The organism is Micromonospora sp. NPDC048887 (assembly GCF_040649715.1).
Lineage (GTDB): Bacteria > Actinomycetota > Actinomycetes > Mycobacteriales > Micromonosporaceae > Micromonospora.
In genome coordinates this window covers 95,985-105,964 of the sequence record NZ_JBEZGA010000003.1, presented here as the reverse complement: position 1 = coordinate 105,964, position 9,980 = coordinate 95,985, and the positions used below count along the sequence as shown (strand labels likewise).

10 protein-coding genes are annotated in these 9,980 nt (G+C 71.1%); 2 read left to right on the top strand and 8 right to left on the bottom strand.

Going from position 1 to position 9,980, the window contains the following annotated elements; translation table 11 throughout:
• Positions 1 to 387 precede the first annotated feature (387 nt).
• Genes AB0C17_RS06110 through AB0C17_RS06075 form a run of 8 tightly spaced genes read right to left on the bottom strand, consistent with a single transcriptional unit; the run spans position 388 to position 7,162 of the window.
• Positions 388 to 855 carry a metal-sulfur cluster assembly factor gene (locus AB0C17_RS06110; RefSeq protein ID WP_357476921.1) on the bottom strand — a complete coding sequence of 156 codons (468 nt, stop codon included), beginning with the start codon at positions 853 to 855 and terminating at the stop codon, positions 388 to 390.
• Positions 852 to 1,325, bottom strand: a complete 474-nt coding sequence (sufU, locus tag AB0C17_RS06105; RefSeq protein WP_357474541.1) for a Fe-S cluster assembly sulfur transfer protein SufU — start codon at positions 1,323 to 1,325, stop codon at positions 852 to 854. The genes AB0C17_RS06110 and sufU overlap by 4 nt, the downstream gene beginning before the upstream one ends.
• Positions 1,325 to 2,629 (bottom strand): cysteine desulfurase, encoded by a 1,305-nt coding sequence (locus tag AB0C17_RS06100; RefSeq protein WP_357476918.1) that lies wholly within the window; start codon positions 2,627 to 2,629, stop codon positions 1,325 to 1,327. Before AB0C17_RS06100 ends, sufU begins: the two co-directional genes overlap by 1 nt.
• 9 nt (positions 2,630 to 2,638) lie before the next feature.
• Positions 2,639 to 3,412 carry a Fe-S cluster assembly ATPase SufC gene (gene sufC / locus AB0C17_RS06095; protein WP_018788235.1) on the bottom strand — a complete coding sequence of 258 codons (774 nt, stop codon included), beginning with the start codon at positions 3,410 to 3,412 and terminating at the stop codon, positions 2,639 to 2,641.
• Positions 3,412 to 3,756, bottom strand: a complete 345-nt coding sequence (locus tag AB0C17_RS06090) for a non-heme iron oxygenase ferredoxin subunit (protein ID WP_013475890.1) — start codon at positions 3,754 to 3,756, stop codon at positions 3,412 to 3,414. The genes sufC and AB0C17_RS06090 overlap by 1 nt, the downstream gene beginning before the upstream one ends.
• Positions 3,756 to 4,898 (bottom strand): Fe-S cluster assembly protein SufD, encoded by a 1,143-nt coding sequence (sufD, locus tag AB0C17_RS06085; protein WP_357476914.1) that lies wholly within the window; start codon positions 4,896 to 4,898, stop codon positions 3,756 to 3,758. The genes AB0C17_RS06090 and sufD overlap by 1 nt, the downstream gene beginning before the upstream one ends.
• A 60-nt stretch (positions 4,899 to 4,958) precedes the next feature.
• Positions 4,959 to 6,389 carry a Fe-S cluster assembly protein SufB gene (gene sufB, locus AB0C17_RS06080; RefSeq protein ID WP_013287447.1) on the bottom strand — a complete coding sequence of 477 codons (1,431 nt, stop codon included), beginning with the start codon at positions 6,387 to 6,389 and terminating at the stop codon, positions 4,959 to 4,961.
• A complete protein-coding gene (locus AB0C17_RS06075) occupies positions 6,386 to 7,162 on the bottom strand; it encodes a metalloregulator ArsR/SmtB family transcription factor (protein WP_357381045.1) in 777 nt (258 codons plus the stop codon). The genes sufB and AB0C17_RS06075 overlap by 4 nt, the downstream gene beginning before the upstream one ends.
• Before the next feature lie 98 nt (positions 7,163 to 7,260).
• On the opposite strand from AB0C17_RS06075, the gene AB0C17_RS06070 reads away from it, so the two are divergent.
• Both AB0C17_RS06070 and AB0C17_RS06065 read left to right on the top strand, forming a co-directional pair.
• Positions 7,261 to 8,223 (top strand): COX15/CtaA family protein, encoded by a 963-nt coding sequence (locus AB0C17_RS06070; protein WP_357476911.1) that lies wholly within the window; start codon positions 7,261 to 7,263, stop codon positions 8,221 to 8,223.
• Between the two features lie 72 nt (positions 8,224 to 8,295).
• On the top strand, positions 8,296 to 9,963 hold the full coding sequence (locus tag AB0C17_RS06065; RefSeq protein WP_357476908.1) for a right-handed parallel beta-helix repeat-containing protein: 1,668 nt from the start codon (positions 8,296 to 8,298) through the stop codon (positions 9,961 to 9,963).
• The last annotated feature ends 17 nt before the right edge of the window (positions 9,964 to 9,980 follow it).

Sequence of the window (9,980 nt, the reverse complement as noted above, 5' to 3'; positions counted from 1 at the left end):
GGCTGGGCTGGGCTGGGCTGGGCTGGGCTGGGCTGGGCTGGGCTGGGCTGGGCTGGGCTGGGCTGGGCTGGGCTGGGCTGGGCTGGGCTGGGCTGGGCTGGAGATCTTGGTACGAAACGGCCCCTATGAGGGCCCCTATGAGGGCCGTTTCGTACCAAGATCTCGTCGCCGTATCGCGACATCCCAGAATGAGGGAGCTGAATCCCAGCATTGGAGACGGGCGAGATCTTGGAAGCGAAGGGACCCCCTGGCGGCCGTTTCGTTCCAAGATCTACAACCTGAGCCGACGCGCGGGCGCCGGTGAGGGTGCTGGAGAGACGCCGCGGGCGCGGCACTCCTCTGGCAGGAGCGCCGCGCCCGTGGCGGTGAGCGGGGAACGGGGAACGGTCAGACGTTGAAGCCGAGCGAGCGGAGCTGGTCGCGCCCCTCGTCGGTGATCTTGTCGGGGCCCCACGGCGGCAGCCAGACCCAGTTGATCCGGATGTCGTTCACCAGGCCGCCACCGGGACCGGTGGTCAGCGCCTGCCGCGCCTGGTCCTCGATCACGTCGGTCAGCGGGCAGGCAGCCGACGTGAGCGTCATGTCCAGGGTGGCGACGTTGTCGTCGTCGACGTGGACGCCGTACACCAGACCGAGGTCGACCACGTTGATGCCCAGCTCGGGGTCGACGACGTCCTTCATCGCCTCTTCGATGTCGCCGATCGCGGCCTTGCCGCCGGCCGGCGCGGCCGCGCCCGCGGCCGCGCCGCCGGCAACAGCCCCGTTGACGGCCGCGCCGTCAGCAACAGCCCCGTTGACGGCCGCGCCGTCGGTGGCCACCGCGCCGGCCTCGGGAGTCATGTTCTCGTCGCTCATGCCTTCACCTCCGGGCTCACGCCCACCCCGGCGCGTGCCGCGGCGTCCTTGAACGCCATCCACGACAACAGCGCGCACTTGACCCGGGCCGGGTAGCGCGCGACACCCGCGAACGCCACCCCGTCACCGAGCACGTCCTCGTCCGGCGTGACCTGGCCCCGCCCGGACATCAACTCCACGAACGCCCCGTGCACCACGGCGGCGTCGCCCGCCGCCTTGCCGCGCAGCAACTCGTGCAGGATGCTCGCCGAAGCCTGGCTGATCGAGCAGCCCATCCCGTCGTACGAGATGTCGGTGAACACGCTGCCGTCGGTCGCCACCCGTACGGTGATCTCGTCGCCGCAGGTCGGGTTGACGTGGTGCGCCTCGCCGACCCGGGCAGCCGGGTCCGTGGCCTCCCGCAGGCCGCGGCCCTGTGGGTGCTTGTAGTGGTCCAGGATGATCTCCTGGTACAGAGACTCGAGCTGCATCACTCGAACACCTTCCGCACCCGCTCCAGACCCGCCACCAGGGCGTCGATCTCCGCGGTGGTGGTGTAGAGGTAGAACGACGCCCGCGTCGTGGCCGGCACCCCGAAGCGGGTGCACACCGGCTTGGCGCAGTGGTGTCCCACCCGCACCTGCACGCCGAGCGAGTCGAGCACCTGCCCGACGTCGTGTGGGTGCACGTCACCGAGCGCGAACGAGATCGTCCCGCCCCGGCCGACCGGCACGGTCGGACCGAAGATCCGCAGGCCCGGCACCGTGGCGAGGGCGTCGAGCGCGTACGCCGTCAGCTCCTTCTCGTGCCACTGGATGGCCGGCATGCCGATCGCGGTGAGGTAGTCCACCGCCGCGCCGAGCGCCACCGCCTCGGCGATCGGCGGCGTGCCCGCCTCGAACCGGGCCGGCGGCGCGGCGAACGTCGAGCCGGCCATCGTCACCGTCTCGATCATCGAGCCGCCGCCCATCACCGGGGGCATCGCGGCGAGCAGCTCGCCCCGGCCCCAGAGCACGCCGACGCCGGTCGGACCGCACATCTTGTGCCCGGTGAAGACGATGAAGTCCGCGTCGTACTGGACCACGTCCATCGGCATGTGCGGCACCGACTGCGAGCAGTCAAGCAGCAGCAGCGCGCCGACCTCACGGACCCGCGCGGTGATCCGCGCGGTGGCGTTGACGGTGCCGAGGATGTTCGACATGTGCACCAGCGACACGATCTTCGTCCGCTCGGTGACCAGGTCGTCCAGGCCGGACTCGTCGAGCCGGCCCTGGTCGGTGACCGGGAACCAGCGCAGCGTCGCGCCGGTACGCTCGGCCAGCAACTGCCACGGGACGATGTTCGAGTGGTGCTCCATCTCGGAGATCACGATCTCGTCGCCGGGGCCCAGCCGGAACCGCGGGTCGGCGTCCGCGCGCAGCGAGGCGTTGGAGAACGCGTACGCCACGAGGTTGATCGCCTCGGTGGAGTTCTTGGTGAACACCACCTCGTCGACGCTCGGCGCGTTGATGAACGCGGCGATCTTCGCCCGCGCGCCCTCGTACGCCTCGGTCGCCTCGGTGCCCAGCGTGTGCACCGAGCGCGACACGTTGGCGTTGTGCAGCGCGTAGTGCTCGGCGAGCACGTCGAGCACCTGCCGTGGCTTGTGCGAGGTGTTCGCGCTGTCCAGGTAGACCAGCGGGTGGCCGTTCACCTCCCGGTCGAGGATCGGGAAGTCGGCGCGCACCTTCGCCACGTCGAAGCGCGGCACGTCGTCGTACTGCGGCATGCCCGCCGGGATGGCCATCGAGGTCATGTCGGTGTCTCAGGCCCGCGCCGCGCCGGCCCCGGCGACGTACCGCTCGTAGCCCTCTTCCTCGAGCTTGTCGGCCAGCTCGCGGCCGCCCTGCTCGACGATCCGGCCGGCCACGAAGACGTGCACGAAGTCCGGCTTGATGTAGCGCAGGATGCGCGTGTAGTGGGTGATCAGCAGCAGGCCGGTGTCGCCGGTGTCGCGCACCCGGTTCACGCCCTCGCTGACCACGCGCAGCGCGTCCACGTCCAGGCCGGAGTCGGTCTCGTCGAGGATGGCCATCTTCGGCTTGAGCAGCTCCAGCTGCACGATCTCGTGCCGCTTCTTCTCGCCGCCGGAGAAGCCCTCGTTGACGTTGCGCTGGGCGAACGCCGGGTCCATCTGGAGCTTCTCCATGGCGCCGCGCAGCTCGCCGGCCCAGGTGCGCAGCTTCGGCGCCTCGCCGTCGAGGGCGGTCTTGGCGGTACGCAGGAAGTTGGCCACCGACACGCCGGGGACCTCGACCGGGTACTGCATGGCCAGGAAGAGACCGGCGCGGGCCCGCTCGTCGACGGACATGGACAGCACGTCCTCGCCGTCGAGGGTCACCTCACCGCCGGTGATCTCGTACTTCGGGTGGCCGGCGATCGAGTACGCCAGGGTGGACTTGCCGGAGCCGTTCGGGCCCATGATGGCGTGCGTCTCGCCGGAGCGCACGGTCAGGTCGACACCGTGCAGGATCGGCTTGAGCTCACCCTCGGGCAGCTTGACCGACACCTTCAGGTCGCGGATCTCCAGGGTGCTCATCAGCGGGTCACTCCATTGCTCGGCAGCGGACGGCCGTCGCCGTCCACGGAAAGGTAGATGTCGCCGTCGCGGACTTCGACGGGATAGACGGGTACGGGTTCGGTGGCGGGCAGCCCGGTGGGCTCACCGGTACGCAGGTCGAAACGGGATCCGTGCAGCCAGCATTCCAGCGTGCAGCCCTCGACCTCGCCCTCGGACAGCGCCACCGCCGCGTGCGAGCACTCGTCGTGCACCGCGTAGAACACGTCGTCCTCGCCGTGCACGATCGCGACCTGCACGCCGTCCACGTCGGCGCTGATCGCGGTGCCCTTCGGCACGTCCTCGGTGGAGCAGATCTTGAGCATCAGGCGCCCGCCTTGGCCAGCCGCGCCTCGATGGCGTCGCCGAGGCGCTCGCGCAGGTCCTCGACCGGGATCTTGTTGATCAGCTCGGCGAAGAAGCCGCGCACCACCAGGCGCCGCGCCTCGGCCTCCGGGATGCCCCGGGCCATCAGGTAGAACAGCTGCTCGTCGTCGAACCGGCCGGTCGCGCTGGCGTGCCCGGCGCCAGCGATCTCGCCGGTCTCGATCTCCAGGTTGGGTACGGAGTCGGCCCGCGCGCCGTCGGTGAGCAGCAGGTTCCGGTTGATCTCGTACGTGTCGGTGCCGGTGGCCTCGGCGCGGATCAGCACGTCGCCGACCCAGACCGTGTGCGCGTCGTCGCCCTGCAGCGCGCCCCGGTAGCCGACGTTGCTGCGGCAGTCCGGCACGGTGTGGTCGACCAGCTGCCGGTGCTCCAGGTGCTGGCCGGAGTCGGCGAAGTAGACGCCGTACAGCTCGGCCTCACCGCCACGCTGGGTGTACTCCACCGACGTGTACTGCCGGACCAGGTCGCCGCCGAGGCTCACCTGCACGTGCAGGATCCGGGCGTCGCGGCCCAGCCGCACCTTGAGGTGCTGCGCCTGCACCGCGTCGTCGGCCCAGTCGGCGACGGTGACCAGAGTCAGCTTCGCCCCGTCGCCCACAGTCACCTCGACGTTGTCGGCCAGCGTGGCCGAGCCGACGTGCTCGACCACCACTGTGGCCTCGGCGAACCGGTCCACCTCGACGAACGTGTGACCGAAGGCGGGTGCGTCGGCGTTCTCGCCGACCACCCGCAGGCGCACCGGCGCCTCCACCACCGCGTCGCGGTCGACGCGCACCAGCAGCGCGCCGTCGGCCCCGCCGTACGCCAGCGCGCTGATCCGGTCGAACGGGGTGAGCACGCTGCCCACCCGGGGATCGTCCCGGCCGATCCGGTCGACTGTGACGCCCTCGGGCAGGTCACCGTACTCGTGCCGGACCGTGCCGGTCGCGCCCTGCGCCGACCCGGTCAGGCCACGCAGGCGCTTGAGCGGGGTGAAGCGCCACTCCTCCTCCAGGCCGGTGAGGGCCGGGAAGTCGGCGACGTCGTACGAGCGGAGCGCCTGCGACTTGGTCGTGGGCGGCGCGGAAGCCTGGGTAGTCATCTCTTCCTTGGTCTGTTCTACGACGAGGTGTCAGGTGAGGCGGAGGGCGGGCAGCCGGCGTCAGCCGACCGCGCCCTCCATCTGCAGCTCGATCAGGCGGTTGAGCTCCAGCGCGTACTCCATCGGGAGCTCCTTGGCGATCGGCTCGATGAAGCCGCGCACGATCATCGCCATCGCCTCGTCCTCGCTCAGGCCCCGGCTCATCAGGTAGAAGAGCTGGTCCTCGCTGACCTTGGAGACGGTCGCCTCGTGCCCCATCGACACGTCGTCCTCGCGGATGTCGACGTACGGGTAGGTGTCGGAGCGGGAGATCGTGTCGACCAGGAGCGCGTCGCACTTGACGGTGCTCTTGCTGCTGGTCGAGCCCTCCAGCACCTGCACCAGACCCCGGTACGAGGTGCGGCCGCCGCCCCGGGCGATCGACTTCGACACGATGGTCGAGGAGGTGTGCGGCGCGGCGTGCACCATCTTGGCGCCGGCGTCCTGGTGCTGGCCCTCGCCGGCCATCGCCACCGAGAGCACCTCGCCCTTGGCGTGCTCGCCGGTCATGTAGACCGCCGGGTACTTCATGGTGACCTTGGAGCCGATGTTGCCGTCGACCCACTCCATGGTCGCGCCCTCGTGGCACACGGCGCGCTTGGTGACCAGGTTGTAAACGTTGTTCGACCAGTTCTGGATGGTCGTGTACCGGCACCGGGCGTTCTTCTTGACGATGATCTCCACGACGGCGCTGTGCAGCGAGTCGGAGGAGTAGATGGGCGCGGTGCAGCCCTCGACGTAGTGCACGTACGCGCCCTCGTCGACGATGATCAGCGTCCGCTCGAACTGGCCCATGTTCTCCGTGTTGATCCGGAAGTAGGCCTGCAGCGGGATGTCCACGTGCACGCCCTTCGGCACGTAGATGAACGAGCCACCGGACCAGACGGAGGTGTTCAGCGCGGCGAACTTGTTGTCGCCGACCGGGATGACAGTGCCGAAGTACTCCTTGAACAGGTCCTCGTGCTCCTTGAGCGCGGTGTCGGTGTCCAGGAAGACGACGCCCTGCTCCTCCAGGTCCTCACGGATCTGGTGGTAGACGACCTCGGACTCGTACTGCGCGGCGACGCCGGCGACCAGGCGCTGCTTCTCCGCCTCGGGGATGCCGAGCTTGTCGTAGGTGTTCTTGATGTCCTCGGGCAGGTCCTCCCAGGAGGTGGCCTGCTTCTCGGTGGACCGCACGAAGTACTTGATGTTGTCGAAGTCGATCCCGGTGAGGTCGGCGCCCCAGTTCGGCATCGGCTTGCGGCCGAACAGCCGCAGGCCCTTGAGCCGCAGGTCGAGCATCCAGGCCGGCTCGTTCTTCTTGGCCGAGATGTCGCGCACCACCGCCTCGCTGAGGCCACGCTGGGCGGACGCCCCGGCGACGTCGGGGTCGGCCCAGCCGTACTCGTAACGACCGAGGGCGGCGAGCTGCTCCTCCTGGGTCAGGGGCTGAACGATCTGCTCGGTCATCTATCTGTCCTCACAGTGGTGACGGTGGAACCGGACTGGGCGGGAATGTGCGTGGTGCACACGCCGTCGCCGTGCGCGATGGTGGCCAGGCGCTGTACGTGAGTGCCGACCAGACGGGAGATCACTTCGGTCTCGGCCTCGCACAGCTGAGGGAACTCGGCGGCCACGTGCGCCACCGGGCAGTGGTGCTGGCAGAGCTGGCCGCCGGAGGCGATCGTGGACGCGTTGGCAGCGTAACCCTCGGCGGTCAGCGCACCGGCGAGTGCCTCCGCCCGCGCGAGCGGGGCGTCTCCGGCGTCCTCCATGGCCGCCCGGCAGCGGGTCTCCAGCGCGGAGACCTGCTCGGCCGCGAACGCCGCGACCGCCTCGGTGCCGCCGGTGCGGGCGATCCACCGCAGCGCGGCGGTGGCCATGTTGTCGTAGTGGTGGGTGCCGCAGCGACCGCGGCCCGCCTCGGTGAGCGCGAAGACCTTGGCCGGGCGACCGCGCCCGCGACTGCCGCGGACGGTCTGGTCGCGGGCGACCACGTCACCGTCGGCGAGCATCGCGTCGAGGTGGCGGCGGATCGCGGCCGGGCTCAGACCGAGCGCCGTGCCGAGCTGCGCGGCGGTGGTGGGACCACGCTCCAGCAGCAACTGGGTGACCCGGTCGCGGGTCGACAGGTCGGCCGGAACGGTCTCCCGCTCGCCGGGCCGTACGCCGCGACGTGCGCGCGAACCACCGGCGACCGGACCGGTCACCGGCGTTCGGGAGAGCGCCGCCGCGTTTTTCACAACGCCAACGTTACGTAATTCGCCGAGGGCCCGCAAACCCGGGGTCCGGTGATTCCGACCACCGGGGTGCCGGAGTCACCCGATCGGGATCAACTACGGTGCGTAGGATTCGCTACGTGAAGCGATCCGTCCGGTTTCCGGTCTCCGCCACGCTGTTGCGCCGCCTCGCGCTCGCCTCGATCATCGCGAACGTCGCGATCGTGGTCACCGGCGGGGCCGTCCGGCTCACCGCGTCCGGCCTCGGCTGCCCCACCTGGCCGCGGTGCACCGAGGACTCGTACGTCACCACGCCCGAGATGGGCGTGTACGGGGTGATCGAGTTCGGCAACCGGCTGCTCACGTTCGCGGTGGGCATCATCGCGCTCGCCGTGGTGCTGGCCGTGCTGGCCCACCGCCCCCGCCGCCGCGGGCTGCTCCCGCTCGCGCTGGGCGTGCTGTTCGGCATCCCGGCCCAGGCGGTCATCGGCGGCATCACGGTGCTCACCAACCTCAACCCGTGGGTGGTCGGGCTGCACTTCCTCGCCTCGATGGCGGTGATCGCCGCCGCGTACGCGCTCTGGCGGCGGATCAAGGACCCGGACGGGCCGGTGGCGCCGACGGTGCCGGGACCGCTGCGTACCCTCGCCTGGATCACCACCGTGGTCAGCGCCTCGGTGCTGGTGGTCGGCACGTGGGTGACAGGCAGCGGACCGCACGCCGGAGACCACGGCGCGGCTCGCAACGGCCTGGACCCGGCGGCGATCTCCCAGGTGCACGCCGACAGCGTCTTCCTGCTGATCGGCCTGTCGGTGGCGCTGTACTTCGCGTTCCGGGCGGTCGGCGCGGCGCGGGCGGCGCGGGCCGCCGCGGTGCTGATCGCGGTCGAGCTGGGCCAGGGCGTGATCGGCTTCGTCCAGTACTTCACCCACCTGCCCGCCGTGCTGGTCGGCGCGCACATGCTCGGCTCCTGCCTGGTGCTGCTGGCCACGCTGGGCGTGCTCTGGTCGACCCGCGAGCGGCTGCCGGCCGCCCCGCAGGCCCCGGCCGAGCCGGTCGCCGAACGGGTGGGCGCCGCCGCCTGAGCGGGCGTTACCGCGCGGCGGGAGCGGGAAAGCGGTCCGGGCCACCGACCGCCCGCCCGAGGGGAGCTCCCCGTGTCGCGCAAGAGCCTCGCCACCACCGCCCCGCAGCGGCTGACCCCGGTCGCCGGGGCGCCGCTGTGGTGCGACGCCCGCGAGCACGGCCTCACCGGCGACGGGGTCACGAACGACCAGCCCGCACTGGCGGCGCTGGTGGACCACCTCGGCACCGGCTACGACGCCGACGGCCGCGCGCGGGTGATCTACTGCCCGCCCGGCCTGTACTCGATCCGCGACGCCGGCACCGTCTGGCGCAGCGGGGTCTCGCTGCTCGGCGCCGGACCGGCGGCGACCCGCTTCCTGCTCAGCAACGAGGGCAACCGCAGCGCGCCGGTCCCGCTCGCGTTCTGGACCACCGTGCAGCACGGCGCGGAGCGGGACCGGCACATCACCGACTGCACGTTCGCCGACTTCGAGATCGACGGCTCCGGCGTCGCCCAGACCGCGTACGACTACCTGGCCAAGGGGCTGGGCCTGCAGTACGTGGTGCGCGGCGTGTTCCGCAACCTCTACATCCACCACACCGGGGCGACCGGGCTGGGCTGCGACTTCCTCCAGGACAGCCTGATCGACGGCGTGGTCGCGGTGGGCTGCGGCCGGCTGGACAACGAGGACCAGATGGGCGGCGCCGGGATCGGCGTCGGCATCGGCGGCTGGGGCGACGTGGAACGCCTCACCATCACCAACTGCACCACAATCGGCAACGGCACCAACGGCATCTTCCTGGAGCTGCAGAAGGACTACTGGACCCCGCCGCGCGGCATCCGGATCATCGGCTGCCACAGCCAGGCCAACCGGTTCGGCATCTCCGACTGGGGCGCGGACGGGCTGATCGTCTCCGGTTGCACCATGACCAACAACCTGGAGGCCGGCTTCGACGTGTCCGGCAACGGCACCGCCGGGGTGGCCGGGCGCGGTGGCCTGCTCACCGGCTGCGTGATCGACTCCAACGTCGGTGACGGCATCAGCATGGGCAACACCCCCGGCCCGTACGCGGTGCAGGGCAACCGGATCAGCCGCAACGGCGGCTTCGGCTACCACGAGCACGACCTGGGCCACGGCTACCGGGGCGCGGCGGCCGACGTGGTGATCCAGGACAACGATATCCGCGAGAACGCGCTGGACGGCATCCGGATCGACAGGCCGATGCTGGACACGTCGATCGTCGGCAACCGGATCCGGGACAACGGCCGCCGGTCCGCGCCGGCCTGCTCCGGCTCCGGCGACGCGGTGCGCTACGGCCCGCGCGAGGTCACCGACGGCAACGCGCACTGGCCGCCCGGCGGTCACCGGGGAAAGGTGGTCCGGGTCGGCTCCCGCGACGCCGTGGTGTCCGACAACAGCGCCGACCGGCTCTCCCTGGCCGAGGTACGCCCGGACGGCTCCACCGGCTGGAGCGCGGCCACGCCGGGGCCCGGCACGGCGTACGAGCTGCCTGATGCTCCGCCGGCGTGCGGCGGCATCACGATCGCCGCGCCGTTCGACTCGGCCACCGTGCGCGGCAACCGGATCTGGCACCGGGACGCCGACACCCAGGCGTACGGCATCTGGGTCACCGAGGCGGGCAGTTGCGTCTCCTGCGCGTTCGAGGACAACGACCTGGCCGGCACCGAGGCCGCGCTGCGGCTGGACACGCCGCCGATCGGCGGCCGCTGGGCCCGTAACCACAGCGACCGCGACTGAGCGTCGCGGTCAGCCGG